We start from the raw sequence: 19,363 nt of genomic DNA, 5'->3' as shown, positions 1-19,363 counted from the left end.
CGATGGAGAAGCACCCGAATGGATTGTGTAGGTTGATAACAGAGAGCACAAAATAAAAATTTGTCAGGAGCAAATTTTCTTTAGCGAAGCTACCCGAAGGGTTTGTGCAGGGATAGCACAAAATAAAAAGGCCTTAACAAAGTTAAGGCCTGAAATGCTCGCTGTATGGTCTAGTTAAACTAGCTTCTTATTAGTTATTCTTAAGCTTGGTAAATTTTATAACAAAGCATTGGCGATTACGCAACATTTTTTTACAAATTTATTTCACTTTTTATCACAATTGTCGGAATGTTATGCAGTTTTTTGTCAGTAATTTGAGTTTTGTTTGCCTTAAAACATAGTATCTGTGGTGCGTTTTGGGTAGAATGTCGGCAATTTTTTCCAGGGCTACAAAAGACGATGACCGAATTAAAAAATGATACCTACCTTCGTGCTCTATTAGGTGAGCCGGTTGATTACACTCCTGTATGGATGATGCGCCAAGCTGGACGCTATTTACCTGAGTATAAAGAAACCCGTAAAGACGCCGGTGACTTTATGTCGTTGTGTCGCAATACCGAATTAGCAACAGAGGTGACCATTCAGCCTTTACGTCGTTTTGATTTGGATGCCGCTATTTTATTCAGTGACATTCTAACCATTCCGGATGCCATGGGTTTAGGTTTATATTTTGAAACCGGTGAAGGTCCAAAATTTGAACGTCCAATTACCTGTGCCGCCGATGTGCAAAAAATCGGTCATCCAGATCCAGAAGGTGAATTGCAATACGTTATGAATGCGGTTCGTTCAATTCGTAAAGAACTTGATGGCAAAGTACCATTAATTGGTTTTTCTGGTAGCCCATGGACATTAGCAACTTATATGGTTGAAGGCGGCAGCTCTAAAGCCTTTACTAAAATCAAAAAAATGATGTTTGCTGAGCCGCAAACTTTGCACTTGTTATTAGACAAGTTGGCTGACTCAGTCATTTCATACTTGAATGCGCAAATTGCCGCTGGTGCACAATCGGTCATGGTATTTGATACCTGGGGTGGGGTACTTAGCCCAGGCATGTACAAAGAGTTTTCTTTGCAATACATGGCGAAAATCGTTGATGGTCTAAATCGTGAGAACGAAGGCCGTAAAGTGCCAGTAACCTTGTTCACTAAGAACGGTGGTATGTGGTTAGAATCAATCGCTGCAACAGGTTGTGATGCGGTTGGTCTTGATTGGACCATTAATATTGAAGATGCGGTTGCTCGTGTTGGTGATAAAGTTGCCTTGCAAGGTAATATGGATCCATCAATGTTATATGCACCAAAAGAGCGTATTGAAGATGAAGTACAACGCATTCTTAATGGCTTTGGTCACAAGGGCACAGGTCACGTATTTAACCTAGGTCATGGTATTCACCCAGATGTGAACCCAGAACATGCAGGTTACTTTATCGATGCAGTGCACAAGTACAGTAAACAATATCATCGATAAGCAGCGTACAACGACATAAAATAAAGGGGCAGATGCCCCTTTATTGTTTGTTGCCCATAAATGCGGTTTAATACCTGCCATTAATAAAATAATCTCCGTACCATGCAAACTTTGACTCAATCATTGAAAACACTGTCTACCTTTGCCATCGAGAACTTTGGTGAAAACGTTATTCATTTGCAATCTTTGGCAGATGTTCAGGCGCTTGCAAACAATTTACCTGAGTCGTTTTATATTCTTGGCGGCGGCAGCAATACCATTTTTGTTGAGGATTATGCTGGCGCACTAATATGCCCTGAATTAAAAGGCATTGAGGTAACCACAACCGCTGAGCATTTTCATTTGCATGTAGGTAGTGGCGAAAATTGGCATCAGCTTGTTGAGCATTGCTTAGCGCAAGGTATGTATGGCCTGGAAAATTTGGCCCTTATTCCCGGTAACTGTGGCGCGGCTCCGATTCAAAATATCGGTGCTTATGGTGTCGAGTTAAGCGATGTCTGTGACTACGTTGACTGGTATGATTTTGCCAAAGCTGAAGTGGTCAGAATGTCGGTTGATGCATGCCAATTTGGTTATCGTAATAGTATTTTTAAAGGTCCATTAAAGGGCAAAGGTATTATCACCGCCATCGGTCTTAAATTAAGCAAAGCTTGGCAAGCGAAGATTGCTTACGCTGGTCTAAAAGAGCTTGGCAGTGACGCAACGGCACACCAGGTGTTTGATGCTGTAGTACGAATTCGTCAGAGTAAACTTCCTGATCCTGCGCAAACCCCAAATACCGGTAGCTTTTTCAAAAACCCTGTTGTTGATAACAATACATACCAAAGATTACAGGCTCAGTTTCAAGATATGCCGGCTTACCCACAAGCCGATGGCTCGGTAAAGATTGCCGCAGGTTGGTTAATCGACCAATGTCAGTTAAAAGGGCATCAAATAGGTGGTGCGGCAGTGCATGTCAAGCAAGCGTTAGTGCTTATCAATAAAGATAACGCGACAGGTCGCGATATTATCGAGCTGGCCAAGTACGTACAGCAAATGGTGGCTAATAAATTTGCGATTCAATTGCAGCCAGAAGTTCGGTTTATCGGCCAACAAGGCGAGATGACCTTAGAGCAATTTGTATAGAGAGATAGCACATTGGCAAAAGTAGTACGCGAAGAACTTATCAGGCAGTTAGCATCAGGACAATTTGTCTCTGGGCAGTTTCTGGCTGAGCATTTAGGGGTTTCCCGAGCTGCGATTTCCAAACATGTTAAAGCGCTCGGCGAGATGGGATTAGATATCTTCTCGGTACAAGGCAAAGGTTATAAACTTGCCCACCCAATGCAACTGTTAGAGCAGGAGAAAATAAGCCAACATCTACAGACTTTGGGCGCACAAAATAACGTCGAAGTGCACACCATCATTGATTCAACCAATTCGTATTTGATGCGTCGCTTACCGAATCAGGTCACTCACGGCCAAGTATGTATCTCTGAATATCAATCGGCAGGTCGCGGTCGTCGCGGTAAACAATGGCAGTCGCCATTAGGCTCTCATCTATATATGTCGATGTATTGGTATTTAGAACAAGGTATGGCGGCAGCGATGGGCATTTCTATTGTTGTTGGTATTGCCGTAGCCGATGTACTCAAAGGTATTTATGACTTACCTGTGCAATTAAAGTGGCCGAACGATATATACGTTGATGGCGCCAAGCTTGCTGGTATTTTAGTTGAATTAGAAGGGCAAAGCATTGGCCCCGGTCATTGTGTTATTGGCCTTGGCTTAAATGTACAAATGCCAGACAACAGCGCCGCAGAAATCGACCAATCTTGGACTGATCTCAGTCGTGAATTGACCGAAAATATTGACCGTAATTTATTAACCGCACAATTGATCGCACAAATCAGTAAGAGATTGCAGCAGCACCATCAATTTGGTTTAGCGCCGATGTTAGACGATTGGCAAAAACAAGATTACTTTTATAATCAAAATGTGTTGTTGCTAGCCGGCGATAAAACCACGCGGGGTATTTGCAAAGGCATTAACCAAAGCGGTGCACTATTATTGGAAGTTGATGGTAAATTACAGCCAGTATATGGCGGTGAAGTCAGCTTACGGGCCGGATAATATTATGTATTTGTTGATTGATACGGGAAATACCCAAGTTAAATATATGCAGTCGCACCAAGGGGAGATGGGCTTAATTGAGCGCACCTCGAATGAGCGATTTTTGCAGTTATTGCCTAGCTTTGAGAATGTACAACAAATATTAGTGGCCAGCGTGGCTAACGATACCTTTGCCGACAGTATTTGTCAGTGGGCCAAAGACAACAACATCGTCTGTCAGCATCTTATGACCCAAGCTGAGTCGTTTGCCATCAAAAACAGTTATGCAAATTACCACACTATGGGCATTGACCGCTGGCTTGCGGTGATTGCTGCAGAGCAGCTCTATCCGAATCGTAATCTAATCGTAATTGATTCTGGAACGGCGACCACCATTGATGTGTTATCTGCAGACAAACAACATCAAGGTGGCTGGATCGTACCGGGTATCGACTTGATGGCGAACAGCTTATTTAGCAACACCGATAAAGTATTTGGTGAGGTAAGTGCGATAGAGCAATTGCAATTTGGTCGCAGCACGCCAGATAACGTCAATATGGGCGTTTGGGCGATTAACATTGGCTTGGTTAATCAGGCCATTAGTTTATGCAAACAGCAGCAATTGGATGACGTTATTTTGGTATTTACCGGTGGTTATGGCGATAGTCTTAAAAAGGCAGGGAAATTTAATGGTGAAACCGTTGAAGATCTTGTGTTTCAGGGAATCGCGCGTTTTATAGATGGCAGTTAAGATGTTAAAAATTGATTATAAAAACCATCATTGGCAATGAATTTCTAACAATTTTGACTGAAAAAACGACAATCGATAAAAAAGTGGAATTTTTTTTTAATTTTCGGTTGCAAGGCGCAAAACATTACTCTAGAATTCGCTCCACTTAATGCAGTGCCGTCTTAGCTCAGTTGGTAGAGCAACTGACTTGTAATCAGTAGGTCGCCAGTTCGACTCCGGCAGACGGCACCATTAATTCCACTTCGTTAAGTAGTGGTAAAAAAAGAATTTTTTGGAGGGGTTCCCGAGTGGCCAAAGGGATCAGACTGTAAATCTGACGGCTCCGCCTTCGGTGGTTCGAATCCACCTCCCTCCACCAATTTTCGCTGAAATAGCTGTGAGACGCGCGGGTGTCGTATACTGGCTATTACCCTAGCCTTCCAAGCTAGAGAAACGGGTTCGATTCCCGTCACCCGCTCCATTTGGATATCAGGATGCTGATGTAGCTCAGTTGGTAGAGCGCACCCTTGGTAAGGGTGAGGTCGGGAGTTCGAATCTCCCCATTAGCACCACTCCTGATTATCCCTAATGAAGAACCTTCCTTCTCCGTCTACCATTTATTTTCATCGTGAATTTTTAGGATCTGTTGATTCTTAGATCGTGTAGCATGCTGCATTGTATCTGCTGATCAGTGCAGACCTGAATATATAAATCGGCGTGAATTTTCGACCTGCAAAAATGGTGTAAAAATATCACACGCTCTGCAAAATACTGTTTTGTACTTAAAGGTAATTGAAAATGGCAAAAGAAAAATTTGAACGTTCGAAACCGCACGTTAACGTTGGTACTATCGGCCACGTTGACCACGGCAAGACAACTCTAACTGCTGCGATTTCTGCAGTTTTAACTAAAACTCACGGTGGTGAAGTACGTGATTTCGCTCAAATCGATAACGCTCCAGAAGAGCGTGAGCGTGGTATCACAATCAACACTTCTCACATTGAGTACGATACAGAGACTCGTCACTACGCACACGTAGACTGTCCTGGTCACGCCGATTACGTTAAAAACATGATCACAGGTGCGGCACAAATGGACGGCGCGATTCTAGTAGTTGCAGCGACAGATGGTCCAATGCCACAAACACGTGAGCACATCCTTCTTTCACGTCAGGTTGGTGTACCTTTCATCATCGTATTCATGAACAAATGTGACATGGTTGATGACGAAGAGCTACTTGAGCTAGTAGAGATGGAAGTTCGTGAACTTCTTTCAGAATATGACTTCCCAGGTGATGACCTACCAGTTATCCAAGGTTCAGCACTAGGTGCATTGAACGGTGAAGCGAATTGGGAAGCGAAAGTACTAGAACTTGCAGAAGCACTAGACACTTACATTCCAGAGCCAGAGCGTGCGATTGACGGTGACTTCATTCTTCCAATCGAAGATGTATTCTCAATCCAAGGTCGTGGTACTGTTGTTACTGGTCGTGTTGAGCGCGGTATCATCAAAGTTGGTGAAGAAGTAGAAATCGTTGGTATTAAAGAGACGACTACTACAACTTGTACTGGTGTAGAGATGTTCCGTAAGCTTCTAGACGAAGGTCGTGCTGGTGAGAACTGTGGTGTTCTTCTACGTGGTACTAAGCGTGAAGAAGTTCAACGTGGTCAAGTATTATGTAAGCCTGGTTCAATCAAGCCTCACACGAAGTTCGAATCAGAAGTATACGTACTAACCAAAGATGAAGGTGGTCGTCACACACCATTCTTTAAAGGTTACCGTCCACAGTTTTACTTCCGTACGACAGACATCACTGGTGCAGTAGAGCTTCCAGAAGGTGTAGAAATGGTAATGCCAGGCGACAACTTGAAGTTTGTTGTTGAGCTTATCAACCCAATCGCGATGGACGAAGGTTTACGCTTCGCTATCCGTGAAGGTGGCCGTACAGTAGGTGCTGGTGTTGTATCTAAGATTATTGACTAATAATTTGTAATACAATACAGCCAAAAAAAGGTCGCTTTGAGCGGCCTTTTTTTATACCTATAAGGCCAGCTTCACGGTGTTCCGTGATGACCGAACGCGTTAAGAAAACAGTCCTATTGGACTGTTTTTAGTGAGTGAGGACGAGGGCCTCTGGCCCGACGTTAGAGCCGTACAATACAGCCAAAAAAGAGTGCTTCGGCGCTCTTTTTGTTTTTGGGGCCAGACCGAACTGGGGACCAAAACCTACTCGAAAATAAGCACCGTCATTGCGGCGAAAGCCGCAACCTCCTGATGCAAGCAGTGACTCTTTAAAAACGGCATTAAATAATCTCAGAATATAATTGTCGCCAATTGGGATTTGATTCCTGCATTATCTGCATTCCCACCATCCATGGTGGTTTATCTAAAATCATCGACTAATATCGATTGATTTGGTTACAAACCAAACCTTAAAAAAGGGCGCTTCGGCGCTCTTTTTGTTTTACGCGTTTAATACATATTTGACGTTAACTAATTGAAAAGGTTAATGTCTGGTTAGAGCGATAAGCGGAACATTCTATATTCATTAAGGGATTATCATGTTATCTATTCTATGGTCTAAAAAGACTAAAGCAGTTTTGCAATTCAAGAATTTCTTGGATAAGCGACTTTGTGCTGAATATGGAAAAAGAAAATATTATACCAAAGAACAAATCGCTTTTATTGTTGCCACCATGTACCCGCAATACGTTAAATACATTGAATTTGCATTATACATTTATATGACCCCTGAAGACTTTGAACGTTATAATCAATCAATTGGCGAGTTATATAATGCTGATGATATGGGTAAAAAAATCAACTTTGTACACACTGAAGAAAAAGACACAAGTGCTTTAAGAAAAGATTCGAGAAAGTCAGATGCCAACACTTTAGGGATTCATGGATAGACCGCTTTTGGCACAAAGCGGAAATAATTAGTTTCAAGTGATCTGACCCCTTGAAGCAAGGGCTGCTTTATGCCATTCAGAGATGGTCACAAGACATATTAAAAATCACCAAAGATGTACGCACATAATTAGAAAAGTTGCACCGTCATCCCACCGTGCTTTTGGGTGGGATCTCTCGACGCATAAGGAGACTATGAAATTTCATTTATAGTAATTCTTGATATAAATCTTTCCATTCAGGATTCACTTTTCTAATAAGTCGTTCTTTCCAATTTCGTTGCCATCTTTTTAATCTTTTCTCTCTGTAGAGTGCACTTTCCATATCGTCATAAATCTCGAAGTAAACCAGTTTATCTAGGTTGTACCGTTTACTAAAACCTTTATCCAGCTTTTGTTTATGCTGATATATTCGTTGTATCAGGTTGCTGGTTACTCCAACATAAATAACTTTATTCGTATCGTTCGAAAGAATGTATATGGCTGGCTGTTTCATAATTGAAGTCCTTTTCAATGTTTGAAACAAAAACTATAGCTGAAGTATAAAGGTGAGTATTTTTAGTTACCTTAAAACTGATAAAGATCCCACCCAAAAACACGGTGGGATGACGGCGCTTTTTCTTTGGCATTGTGTGGGTTCTTTGGTGCTTTTTATCCGATATTATTTAGTCTCCTTTGGCACAAGGCAGCCCTCTAAAGTCTCTTCGTCCTGATGGAGTTTGCGTCGTTGCCACAATGACGCACAGGATGTGCTAATGCAAATAGCTTCATGGATGAAGGTTGTATATTTGTGAGGGGGTGTTTTTCTACTATTGTGTTGCCGCTAACTAAATAAATTGGATATACATTCTATTTGTGTATCTAGAGGTATACCCAGAACAAAGCTTACTTTACATCTTTTTAAGCTAACTCTAAGATAGCTAAAGCCTATTTACTTTCAAGGAACGAAATGTCTAAACCTCTACTGTCAATATTTGCGACACTGATCATTGTCGTATTTGCCACTGTTTTGTATCTGACTAATCAAAATCCACAGTCACATCAATTGTCGCAAGATGTTGAACAATCAACAATTGAAATGCCAATCACTACGGCGGCACAGTCAACTGAGTTGCCACAAGCGGCAAAACCTTTACTTATTGATGAGATCAAAAGCGATAAATACTGTCCAGATTATAAAAACTTTGACCGAGTTGTTAGTCGTAATAAAAGTCGTTTTTTAGAGTTGCATGCGACGCGGTTGTTTCTTGAAGGTGAACAAGTCGAAGCGATATTTTCCGTGCTGTTTAATCGTTATGATAGTGATGTAGCCTATCGCTGGCTTGATCGCGTGATGAATATCGACATGACGGCCCAAGAGAACATTGATGTACTCACTAAAATTGATACTCTGCAATACACCTTATCGACCGAGCCACAGAACAACAGTGGTTTATATTTTAAGCAATCTTATTCCAATGTTTCCCCGGATCAAGATGAATTTGCGGAGCAATATATTTCTGACATTGAAAGACGAGCGCAGTTAAATCCGCAAATGGAAGCGATGGATTGGTTTGGCGCCTTCTTCTTAAGTGTGATGTTAAATAATGATGAGTTTGGTGCGCTTGCTTTAGATAAATTTAATGGCAGCAGTTATGAATATCGTAAAATGGTTGTCTATGCCTCGTTTCATAAAATTCGTGAATTTCTTGGCATACTGAATCAACAGCAGCTGCATACAATGCTTGATGCGATTGATGAGTTCTTGCCTTTTGAAAGTGACGACGCTGTTTTTGTTCATGGCTTGAACCAAACCTATGCGAAAATCGCTAAGATATACAAGCTATCAACGAGCAGAGAACTAGCGGTGGTTACGGCCCCAGAATTTTCGATGGATACCACTGTTGAACAACTCTTTGTCGAGTTGGAACAAGAAAACCCGGATCTTGCAAAGCAACCCAGTGTCGAAGAGCTGTGTGTCTTAGCTGATCAACCGGTGAGCGATGTCGCGATTAAAAAGGTCAATGCATCGCAAATTGGTGAAGGACTGTGGCAACAAGCTTACCAACAAGAATGTCGCGTTTTTGCTGATGAAACCAATATGTTGTTTGCCGCATCTTATTTAAACATCAGTATTACCGATATCAGTCGTCGAGAGACATTATTATCCGCGTCAGAAATTGCCAGTTATAAAGCGAAAATAGAGTCGGCGCCAGATGATATTAAGCCTTATGCCTATTTGGCGTTGTATGAGTTAGCAAACCACTCGGTGAAGAAGGAATTTGTCCAACAAATGGAACAAGAAAAGTTATTTGCTAAAGACCCAAATTTTTCGATGTTCTTAGCAATAGCGTCTCACAAAGCTGATGAGCAACGACAAATACTTGAACGTCACGCGCAAGACCTTGCACCTTACGGAGCCGATGGCAGAACCTTGATCTATAACTTGATTAAAAGTAATTGGACGAATCAAAACGAACTTATTATCGATTTGATTAATCAAGGGCTGCCACTAAAAAGAGACAGTCAAAGCCCTGATCCATTATTGGCTTATTTGCAACAAATAAAGGCAAGGATGCAGGCATCAGAAGGTCGAGATTACCAAGCTGAGGAATCGAGCCTGCAGCTGCTCGATATGTTGGTTGATCGGTCACAAGTCGATGATGCGCATATCAATTTAATGGCGTCGTTGAAATACAAAAATAAGCAGGCCTTTGACTATTTGTATGAGCGCCATCCTGATTTGTACCCCCATGAGCCAGAATTCATGGTCGACTTTGAATGCGAAGACAGTATTTTAAACATGCATTAATGCCCCTAAGGCTATTATATAGTGATAAAAGGCAGTTAATTATGCTTTACAAAAAAATCACGCTTTCGCTGTACAGAACGCCAATTAAATCTTGAGTAATTGCGACAAGGCAGTATAATAGCCGTTCACTTCTCATGTAATTCTTAATTTTCCCTTCGAAACGACAGAAATCACATGATTAGTGTATCGGTATCACGGTGATACTTTGATATATAGGGGTGTAGTTCCAATTGGTAGAACGGCGGTCTCCAAAACCGACGGTTGGGAGTTCGAGTCTCTCCACCCCTGCCAAATTTTCCAACCTCGCTATTAAGCGGGGTGCGTTTGTCTTGATATTGACAGGAACAGGTCAGAAGTTATGAATGCAAGTACAGAAACCCCACAAGGTGGTTCTCTTGATACAGTAAAGTGGATTGTCGTATTTCTACTTTTAGGTGGTGCCGTTTACGGTAACTATTACTTTGGTGAAGAATCAGCGCTTTTCCGTGCGCTTGGTGTTGTTGGTGCCGTTATCGTCGCCGGCGTTATTGCTTTGCAAACAGATAAAGGTCGAAACTTTTTCACGTTTGCTAAAGAATCTCGCACCGAAGTACGCAAAGTTGTATGGCCTACGAAACAAGAATCTATGCAAACTACTGGTATCGTAATTGTTGCGACATTGGTTATGTCTTTGATTCTTTGGGGACTAGATAGTCTATTATATGAAATTGTAAGCTTCATTACTTCGCTACAGGTGTAATCAATGTCTGAAGAAATTAAATTAAGATGGTACGTTGTTCAGGCCTTTTCAGGCTATGAAGCTCGCGTACAAAAAACGCTTTTAGAGCACATCAAAATTCACAGCATGGAAGACAAGTTTGGTCAGGTTTTAGTACCTACCGAAGAAGTAGTTGAAATGCGCGCTGGTCAAAAGCGTAAAAGTGCTCGTAAATTCTTCCCAGGTTATGTTCTAGTAGAAATGGCAATGGATGAAGAAGCATGGCACTTAGTGAAAAGCGTGCCACGTGTATTAGGTTTCATTGGCGGTACATCAGATCGTCCTGCACCTATCACCCAAGCTGAAGCGGATCGTATTTTACAACGTCTTGATGAATCTACAGATGCGCCGCGTCCTAAAACATTGTTCGAACCAGGTGAAGTGGTTCGCGTTGTTGACGGTCCATTTGCTGACTTTAACGGTGTTGTTGAAGAGCTGGATTATGAAAAGAGCCGTATCAAGGTATCTGTTTCAATCTTCGGTCGTTCAACGCCAGTAGAATTAGAATTCGTTCAAGTCGAAAAAACCTAATTCAGATATATTCTAAAAGCCGCGCTAGTCGCGGCTTTTTTGTGCCCATTTGCCGCTAATAGCAATTGCACCTGTGCGCTAGTTTTAATACTATCAAGAGATAGATGTAAGCCAAAATGTCGTTATTTATTGTTGATGAACTCCCGTATTACAGATAATCGCAATCGCTCACTTGCACTTGCCGCCATGGTGTTCATTGCCATTTGGGCGACAGTGTTGTTGATGCAATCTGACACATTGGCATTAATCAGTGAATATTTTGGTTTCTTCTTTTTGGGCATCGGTGGTGCCATCGCAGCAAACTCTACCGGAGCTGGTGGCGGTGTGGTGTTTGTTCCTTCCTTTGATGCCCTAGGCATGCAAATCAATGAAGTCATCGGTACCAGTTTCGCTATCCAATGTTTTGGCATGACCATGGGCAGCTTGTCATGGCTGGTGTTCTTTCATGGTAAAAGCGAGCAAAAAATAGAACGGGTTAACTTGTTATATCAAGCATTGTCAGCCAGTTTACCGTTTTCGATCATCGGTATTTATTTGGTGCAGTACTTGCCTATTCAGCCTGTTGCCTCAATACACCTCATCTTCAGTATCTTTTCCTTGGTGTTTGGCGTTATTGTCCTATATCACTGTGTCTATCTTGGTAAACGCTCGACCCATCGTGGCGTTAAAACATTGACCAAAGGCGAGATTGCGTTAATTGCTATAAGTAGTTTGGTCGGTGGTATCATCACCGCCTGGATTTCTGTGGGCGTTGGCGAAATTTTAGCGGTTATTTTATTGCTGCGCGGTTTTTCGGTAATGTTCTCTGTCGCCGCTGGCGTTATTGTTTCGGCATTATCGGTTATCAGTGGCATTGCCTATTTTATAAACCTACAACTGATTAATACCGAGGTGCTGATATTCGCCGCACCCGGTGCTATTGTCGGTGCGTTTGTTGCGCGCTATTTAGCCTTATGGCTCGGTGCGCAAAAGCTAAAAATGTTTTTAGGTAGCTGGATCTTACTGGTCGGTATTCTCGGTATCCTTTAAAGCAATTTTTTCATCTTAAAATCCCTTCTTTGGTTCGAAATGACGATTCTTTGATATCGCTTTGCAGCTTTATCTTGATTAGCAAATTAACGCATTTCAGGGCGTTAGCCTTTAAATGCCCCTTTTTTAAACAATCTAACGGTTAAGTGCTTGCTAAATGACCGCTGATTAATATATAATCCGCTGCCGATTTTATTTGGGGAACCGATAAAATCGTTTTTATTTAACCGGGGAGCTGAATTGTTTCAGCGTTATCTACCCAAACTAAAGGTATTAAACAATGGCTAAGAAAGTCCAAGCTTTAATCAAGCTACAGGTTGCTGCTGGTGCAGCTAACCCGTCACCACCAGTTGGTCCTGCACTAGGTCAACACGGTGTAAACATCATGGAATTCTGTAAAGCGTTCAACGCAAAAACAGATTCTCTTGATAAAGGCGCTCCAGTTCCAGTAGTAATTACTGTATACAACGATCGCTCATTCACGTTTGAAACGAAAACTCCACCTGCTTCTTACTTGCTTAAGAAAGCTGCTGGTATCAAGAGTGGTTCAGGTCGTCCTAACACTGAGAAAGTTGGTACAGTTACAACTGCACAACTTGAAGAGATCGTTAAGATGAAAGAACCAGACCTAACTGGCGGTTCATTAGAAGCATCAGTGCGTACCATTGCGGGTTCTGCTCGTTCAATGGGTTTAGTGGTAGAGGACTAATCAATGGCTAAATTATCAAAACGCGCTCGTCTTGCACGTGAAAAAGTAGACGTATTAAAAGAGTATGAAATCAACGAAGCCGTTGCTCTTCTTAAAGAATTAGCTACTGCTAAATTCCGTGAGAGTGTTGACGTTGCTATCAAACTTGGTATCGATGCTCGTAAATCAGATCAAAACGTTCGTGGCGCAACTGTACTTCCACATGGTACAGGTCGTGACGTACGCGTTGCAGTATTCACTCAAGGTGCAAACGTTGAGAAAGCTCAAGAAGCTGGTGCTGACATCATTGGTATGGAAGACTTAGCTGAACAAGTTAAGGCTGGCGAAATGAACTTTGACGTTGTTATCGCTACTCCAGACGCAATGCGTGTTGTAGGTCAACTAGGTCAAGTATTAGGTCCACGTGGTCTAATGCCTAACCCGAAAGTTGGTACCGTGACTCCAGACGTAGCTACTGCTGTTAAAAACGCAAAAGCTGGTCAAATCCGTTACCGTAACGACAAGAATGGTATCATCCATTCTACAATCGGTAAGGTTGACTTTGAAAGCGATCAAATCGAAGCGAACCTTGTTGCTTTGCTAACTGCACTTAAGAAAGTGAAGCCAGCACAAGCGAAAGGCGCTTACATTAAGAAAATCAGTTTATCGACTACTATGGGTGCCGGTATTGCCGTTGCTCAAGGTTCTTTAACTGAAGCTTAATTGACCGTTTACAAGGGGTGAGAATTAGCATATAATTTCGCCCCTAAAAATTTGGTAGGTGCTTGTCACTATGATTCTAACCTTAGGGTAAATTGTAGATTTTCAAGCTCCCGTCCAAGACCGTAGGTGTTGTTAAACCCTTAAGCACTTTATGAGTGTGGCGCTAACCACTTAATTCCCTACGTAGATGGTGTTACCCAGATATTTTTCCTAAGAATTCTGGATCTCGCCGTAAAGGCTTAAGCTAATGATTAGCTTAAGAGATTTAAATACCGGTTAGCCGGTAAACCAGGAGTTAAAGCCGATGGCTATCAATCTTGATGATAAAAAAGCAATTGTTGCTGAAGTTCAAGAAGCAGCTGCTGGCGCTCAATCAGTTGTAATCGCAGATTCACGCGGTGTTACAGTTGATGCAATTACAGTTTTACGTAAGCAAGCACGTGAAAACGGTGTATGGATGAAAGTCGTTCGTAACACGTTAGCACGTCGCGCTTTAGAAGGTACTGATTTTGAATCTGTTAAAGATTCTTTAGTTGGTCCATCTTTAATTGCATTCTCTAACGAACACCCAGGTGCAGCAGCTCGTTTGTTCTCAGATTTCGCTAAAGAAAACGAAAACTTAGAACTTAAAGCAGCAGCATTTGAAGGTAACGCGGTAGAAGTTTCGGTATTAGCGAAACTACCAACTTACGACGAAGCAATTGCACGTTTAATGAGCGCAATGAAAGAAGCATCTGCAGGCAAACTTGCCCGCACACTTGCTGCAGTTCGCGATCAGAAAGAGCAAGAAGCAGCTTAATAGCGCTGTTAACTTGTATTTATATAGTTATACCTAACAGCCCTAATTTGAAATGTGCTGTTAATTAAAAATAGGAAAGATAATCATGTCTATCTCTAAAGAAGATATCTTAAATGCTATTGCTGAAATGTCAGTAATGGATGTTGTTGAATTAGTTGAAGCTATGGAAGAGAAGTTCGGCGTATCTGCTGCTGCTGCTGTTGCTGTAGCTGGTGGCGACGCTGGTGCGGCTGCTGCTGAGCAAACTGAATTTGACGTAGTTCTTGAAAGCTTCGGCGACAAGAAAGTTGCTGTAATCAAAGCTGTACGTGGCGCAACTGGCCTAGGTCTTAAAGAAGCTAAAGAGCTAGTTGAAGCTGCTCCTAAAGCTCTTAAAGAAGGCATTGAGAAAGCAGAAGCTGAAGCTCTTAAAGCTGACCTTGAAGCTGCAGGCGCAACTGTTGCTATCAAGTAATCTGTATCTTTACAGATTAGCTGCCTAAATATAGGCAATGGCTGGTGACAAATGTCACCGGCCTTTTTGCGCTAAAAGAGATTGTGTTTTAAATATTAACTTGTTAGTGTTGTAAGTTACTGTCTTTTTTAGCGTAAACACTAGTTCTAATATATAAATAATTGTCAACTTGCGAAGATTTTCGCCGGTTGAGGTTTTTTTTTATATAAAGAACTGAGTGTAAGTTTTAAGCAAATAAGCTAAGAGATATTTGCTTAAAATTTAAAAAGATTTACTCCTGACCGTGCCATCTGGCAGTCAGGTTGGCCATAACGAGCAAGATGAGGAACCCATGGTTTACTCTTATTCTGAGAAGAAGCGTATTCGAAAGGATTTTGGTAAGAGCGTTCAGGTAATGGATTATCCATTCCTGTTGTCTATCCAACTCGAATCTTTCCGCAAGTTTATTGATATCGATGAAACGGGTACAGTTGGTTTAGAAGCTGCATTCCGTAGTGTATTCCCAATCAAAAGTTATTCTGGTAATTCAGAATTACAATACGTTAGCTACCGTTTAGGCGAGCCTTTATTTGACGTTAAAGAATGTCAAATCCGTGGCGTAACCTATTCTGCGGCTCTACGCGTTAAATTACGTATGGTAATTTACGATAAAGAAGCTGCCCCTGGTACAGTTAAAGATATTAAAGAACAAGAAGTTTACATGGGCGAAATCCCATTGATGACAGAGAACGGTACGTTCGTTATCAATGGTACTGAACGTGTAATCGTATCTCAGTTACACCGTTCACCTGGTGTATTCTTTGATCATGACAAAGGTAAAACTCACTCATCGGGTAAAGTGCTTTATAATGCACGTGTAATCCCTTACCGTGGTTCTTGGTTAGATTTCGAATTCGATCCGAAAGATAATCTATTCGTACGTATTGACCGTCGTCGTAAATTACCGGCGTCTATCATCTTACGTGCATTAGAATATTCAACAGAAGAAATTCTGGCAATGTTCTACGAAACCACGCGTTTTGATATCAAGAAAAGCAAGATGGTTATGGAATTGATTCCAGAGCGTCTTCGTGGTGAAACCGCGACATTCGATATCAAGATGCCAAGTGGTGATGTATTAGTAGAGCAAGGTCGTCGTATCACTGCTCGCCACATTCGTGCATTAGCTAAAGAAAAAGTAAGTACTCTTGAAGTACCTGCTGATTACATCGTTGGCCGTGTATTATCGAAAGACTATGTAAACAAGAGCACCGGTGAAGTTATCGCACAAGCGAATGACGAGCTAACTCTTGAATCAGTAGCTGAGCTAGTTGAAGCGGGTCATAAGTCGCTAGACACTCTTTACATGAATGAATTCGATTGTGGTTCATACATGTCAGACACCGTTCGCATCGACTCAACAAGTAACCGTTTAGAAGCGCTTGTTGAAATTTATCGTATGATGCGCCCAGGTGAGCCACCAACAAAAGAAGCTGCAGAAGCTTTATTTGACAACTTATTCTTCTCTGAAGAGCGTTATGATTTATCAAACGTTGGTCGTATGAAGTTTAACCGTCGTGTTGGTCGCAGCGAATCTACTGGCGAAGGTGTTCTATCTAACGACGATATTACCTCGGTAATGAAAACCTTAATCGCTATTCGCGATGGTAAAGGTGAAGTCGATGATATCGATCACTTAGGTAACCGTCGTATTCGTTCTGTAGGTGAAATGGCAGAGAACCAGTTCCGCGTAGGTCTTGTACGTGTTGAACGTGCGGTTCGTGAGCGTTTGTCTCTTGGTGATCTTGATGCAGTAATGCCACAAGATTTAATTAACGCTAAGCCGATATCTGCTGCCGTTAAAGAGTTCTTTGGTTCATCGCAATTGTCTCAATTCATGGATCAAAACAACCCGCTTTCAGAAGTAACTCATAAGCGTCGTATCTCAGCGTTAGGCCCAGGTGGTTTGACACGTGAACGTGCTGGTTTTGAGGTTCGAGATGTTCACCCGACTCACTATGGTCGTGTATGTCCAATCGAAACGCCTGAAGGTCCAAACATCGGTTTGATCAACTCATTGTCTTCTTATGCTCGTACTAACGATTACGGTTTCCTAGAAACACCATATCGTAAAGTTATCGATGGCTTAGTAACAGATGAAATCGATTACTTGTCTGCAATTGAAGAAGGTAACTTCGTTATTGCACAGGCAAACGCGGAAGTAGACGAAAAAGGCACACTTGTTGACGGGCTTGTACCATGTCGTCACAAGAACGAATTTACGTTAATGTCTTCGGATCAAGTCCAATATATGGATGTATCTCCACAGCAAATCATTTCTGTGGCGGCATCACTTATTCCATTCCTTGAACACGATGATGCGAACCGTGCATTGATGGGTGCGAACATGCAACGTCAAGCCGTTCCTACATTGAAAGCTGACAAGCCACTTGTTGGTACAGGTATGGAAAAAACCATCGCAGTTGACTCTGGTGTAACAGCCGTAGCCAAGCGTGGTGGTGTCGTAGATTACGTTGATGCGTCTCGTATTGTTGTACGTGTTAACGAAAGCGAAATGGTTCCAGGTGAAGCTGGTATCGACATCTACAACTTGACCAAATACACACGTTCAAACCAAAACACCTGTATCAACCAACGTCCAACGTGTAACGTTGGCGAGCCGGTACAACGTGGTGACGTGTTAGCTGATGGTCCTTCTACCGATTTAGGTGAGTTGGCTCTAGGTCAAAATATGCGTATCGCATTCATGCCTTGGAATGGTTACAACTTCGAGGATTCGATGTTGATTTCTGAGCGTGTGACGAAAGAAGATCGCTTCACAACGATCCACATTCAGGAACTAAGCTGTATCGCTCGTGATACTAAGCTAGGTTCAGAAGAAATTACTTCTGATATTCCGAATGTTGGTGAGTCAGCACTAAGCAAGCTAGATGAGTCTGGTGTTGTTTACATTGGTGCTGAAGTAAAAGGTGGCGACATCTTAGTAGGTAAGGTTACACCTAAAGGTGAAACTCAACTTACACCAGAAGAAAAACTTCTACGCGCTATCTTCGGTGAGAAAGCTGCTGACGTTAAAGACAGCTCGCTACGTGTACCTAACTCTGTTCAAGGTACAATCATCGATGTTCAAGTATTCACCCGTGATGGTGTTGAAAAAGATAAGCGTGCACTAGAAATTGAAGAAATGCAGTTACAAGAGGTTAAGAAAGACCTTGGTGACGAATTCTCAATTCTAGAAGATGGTATCTACGCTCGTGCGAAGAAATTGCTTATGTCTGCTGGCATGAACGAGAGCGACCTTAACGGTATGTCTCGTGATCAGTGGTTAACGCAAAGCTTGTCTGACGAAGGTCAACAAACTGAGCTTGAGCAAATTGCTGAGCAATATGATGCAATCAAAGCTGACTTCGATAAGAAATATGAAACCAAGCGTCGCAAGATCACTCAAGGTGATGATTTGGCACCTGGCGTTCTTAAGATTGTTAAAGTTTACCTTGCTGTTAAACGTCACTTACAACCTGGTGACAAAATGGCGGGTCGTCACGGTAACAAAGGTGTTATCTCTAACGTAGTTCCGGTAGAAGATATGCCATACGATGAAAACGGTGAGCCGGTTGATATCGTACTTAACCCATTGGGTGTACCGTCACGTATGAACATCGGTCAGATTCTTGAAACTCACTTAGGTATGGCTGCACGCGGTATCGGTGAGAAGATTGACCGCATGATCAAAGAACAACAAGAGCTAGCTAAGCTGCGTACATTCTTGAAAGATGTATATGCGGTTGGTGAATCTCGCCAAGTTGTGGACATTGACAATTTCTCTGATGACGAAGTAATGCGTCTTGCTGATAACCTTCGTGCTGGTTTGCCTATCGCAACCCCTGCATTCGATGGTGCAGCTGAGAAAGAAATCAAAGAACTATTCCGTCTAGCGGACATGCCAGAAAGCGGTCAATTCACGCTTTATGATGGTCGTACCGGTCGTGCGTTTGAGCGTCCTGTAACTGTAGGTTACATGTACATGCTGAAACTTAACCACTTGGTTGATGACAAAATGCATGCGCGTTCAACAGGTTCTTACTCTCTTGTTACACAGCAACCTCTGGGTGGTAAAGCTCAGTTCGGTGGCCAGCGTTTCGGTGAGATGGAGGTATGGGCACTTGAAGCTTATGGTGCTGCTTATACTCTACAAGAAATGCTTACTGTTAAGTCTGATGACGTTAACGGTCGTACCAAGATGTATAAAAACCTTGTTGATGGTGACCATCGCATGGAACCTGGTATGCCTGAATCGTTCAACGTATTGTTGAAAGAGATTCGTTCACTTGGTATCAACATTGAGTTGGATCAAGAGTAAGGCTTAGGTTCTAAGCAAAAGAATGTAACGGGAG

16 protein-coding genes and 5 tRNA genes are annotated in these 19,363 nt (G+C 42.2%); 20 read left to right on the top strand and 1 reads right to left on the bottom strand.

The annotated features are described in order from the left end of the window. The first annotated feature begins 399 nt into the window (after positions 1–399). From hemE to E2K93_RS06175, 10 genes are all read left to right on the top strand, one after another. Positions 400–1,467: a uroporphyrinogen decarboxylase gene (gene hemE, locus E2K93_RS06220; RefSeq protein WP_135438263.1), complete on the top strand. Its 1,068-nt coding sequence runs from the start codon at positions 400–402 to the stop codon at positions 1,465–1,467. Between the two features lie 102 nt (positions 1,468–1,569). Continuing rightward, the gene (gene murB, locus E2K93_RS06215) at positions 1,570–2,592 is read left to right on the top strand and encodes a UDP-N-acetylmuramate dehydrogenase (RefSeq protein ID WP_189637864.1); all 1,023 of its coding nucleotides are present in this window, start codon (positions 1,570–1,572) and stop codon (positions 2,590–2,592) included. A gap of 12 nt (positions 2,593–2,604) precedes the next feature. After that, positions 2,605–3,579 (top strand): bifunctional biotin--[acetyl-CoA-carboxylase] ligase/biotin operon repressor BirA, encoded by a 975-nt coding sequence (gene birA / locus E2K93_RS06210; protein ID WP_135438262.1) that lies wholly within the window; start codon positions 2,605–2,607, stop codon positions 3,577–3,579. Then, positions 3,527–4,309 carry a type III pantothenate kinase gene (locus E2K93_RS06205; protein WP_135438261.1) on the top strand — a complete coding sequence of 261 codons (783 nt, stop codon included), beginning with the start codon at positions 3,527–3,529 and terminating at the stop codon, positions 4,307–4,309. Before birA ends, E2K93_RS06205 begins: the two co-directional genes overlap by 53 nt. Positions 4,310–4,464: 155 nt before the next feature. After that, positions 4,465–4,540 (top strand) — tRNA-Thr (locus E2K93_RS06200). Positions 4,541–4,582: 42 nt separating this feature from the next. Continuing rightward, positions 4,583–4,667 (top strand) — tRNA-Tyr (locus tag E2K93_RS06195). A gap of 27 nt (positions 4,668–4,694) precedes the next feature. Beyond that, positions 4,695–4,769, top strand: a tRNA-Gly gene (locus tag E2K93_RS06190). 15 nt (positions 4,770–4,784) lie between these two features. Next, a tRNA-Thr gene (locus E2K93_RS06185) sits at positions 4,785–4,860 on the top strand. 226 nt (positions 4,861–5,086) lie between these two features. Then, positions 5,087–6,271, top strand: a complete 1,185-nt coding sequence (gene tuf, locus E2K93_RS06180; RefSeq protein WP_135438260.1) for an elongation factor Tu — start codon at positions 5,087–5,089, stop codon at positions 6,269–6,271. A 578-nt stretch (positions 6,272–6,849) separates the two neighbouring features. Beyond that, positions 6,850–7,200: a hypothetical protein gene (locus E2K93_RS06175; protein ID WP_135438259.1), complete on the top strand. Its 351-nt coding sequence runs from the start codon at positions 6,850–6,852 to the stop codon at positions 7,198–7,200. Between the two features lie 205 nt (positions 7,201–7,405). On the opposite strand, the gene E2K93_RS06170 is transcribed toward E2K93_RS06175, so the two are convergent. After that, a complete protein-coding gene (locus E2K93_RS06170; protein ID WP_135438258.1) occupies positions 7,406–7,693 on the bottom strand; it encodes a GIY-YIG nuclease family protein in 288 nt (95 codons plus the stop codon). Positions 7,694–8,146: 453 nt separating this feature from the next. Between E2K93_RS06170 and E2K93_RS06165 the strand changes: the two genes are divergently transcribed. From E2K93_RS06165 to rpoB, 10 genes are all read left to right on the top strand, one after another. Then, positions 8,147–9,988 carry a hypothetical protein gene (locus E2K93_RS06165; RefSeq protein ID WP_135438257.1) on the top strand — a complete coding sequence of 614 codons (1,842 nt, stop codon included), beginning with the start codon at positions 8,147–8,149 and terminating at the stop codon, positions 9,986–9,988. Positions 9,989–10,202: 214 nt separating this feature from the next. After that, positions 10,203–10,279: transfer RNA gene (locus tag E2K93_RS06160), tRNA-Trp, on the top strand. 67 nt (positions 10,280–10,346) lie between these two features. Then, on the top strand, positions 10,347–10,727 hold the full coding sequence (gene secE, locus E2K93_RS06155; protein WP_135438256.1) for a preprotein translocase subunit SecE: 381 nt from the start codon (positions 10,347–10,349) through the stop codon (positions 10,725–10,727). A 3-nt stretch (positions 10,728–10,730) separates the two neighbouring features. Continuing rightward, positions 10,731–11,276, top strand: coding sequence for a transcription termination/antitermination protein NusG (nusG, locus tag E2K93_RS06150; protein ID WP_135438255.1), 546 nt, complete (start codon positions 10,731–10,733; stop codon positions 11,274–11,276). A gap of 135 nt (positions 11,277–11,411) precedes the next feature. Beyond that, positions 11,412–12,305: a sulfite exporter TauE/SafE family protein gene (locus E2K93_RS06145; protein WP_135438254.1), complete on the top strand. Its 894-nt coding sequence runs from the start codon at positions 11,412–11,414 to the stop codon at positions 12,303–12,305. 280 nt (positions 12,306–12,585) lie between these two features. Further along, a complete protein-coding gene (gene rplK, locus E2K93_RS06140) occupies positions 12,586–13,014 on the top strand; it encodes a 50S ribosomal protein L11 (protein WP_135438253.1) in 429 nt (142 codons plus the stop codon). A 3-nt stretch (positions 13,015–13,017) separates the two neighbouring features. Then, on the top strand, positions 13,018–13,716 hold the full coding sequence (gene rplA / locus E2K93_RS06135; RefSeq protein ID WP_135438252.1) for a 50S ribosomal protein L1: 699 nt from the start codon (positions 13,018–13,020) through the stop codon (positions 13,714–13,716). A 304-nt stretch (positions 13,717–14,020) separates the two neighbouring features. Continuing rightward, a complete protein-coding gene (rplJ, locus tag E2K93_RS06130) occupies positions 14,021–14,515 on the top strand; it encodes a 50S ribosomal protein L10 (protein ID WP_135438251.1) in 495 nt (164 codons plus the stop codon). Positions 14,516–14,600: 85 nt separating this feature from the next. Continuing rightward, complete coding sequence (rplL, locus tag E2K93_RS06125) at positions 14,601–14,969, top strand: 50S ribosomal protein L7/L12 (protein ID WP_135438250.1); 369 nt, start codon at positions 14,601–14,603, stop codon at positions 14,967–14,969. Between the two features lie 331 nt (positions 14,970–15,300). Further along, complete coding sequence (gene rpoB / locus E2K93_RS06120; protein WP_135440418.1) at positions 15,301–19,329, top strand: DNA-directed RNA polymerase subunit beta; 4,029 nt, start codon at positions 15,301–15,303, stop codon at positions 19,327–19,329. Positions 19,330–19,363: the final 34 nt, after the last annotated feature.

The organism is Thalassotalea sp. HSM 43, from assembly GCF_004752005.1.
GTDB lineage: Bacteria > Pseudomonadota > Gammaproteobacteria > Enterobacterales > Alteromonadaceae > Thalassotalea_A.
Note: the sequence above shows the minus strand (reverse complement) of the source record. Positions and strands in the feature narration are given on the sequence as shown.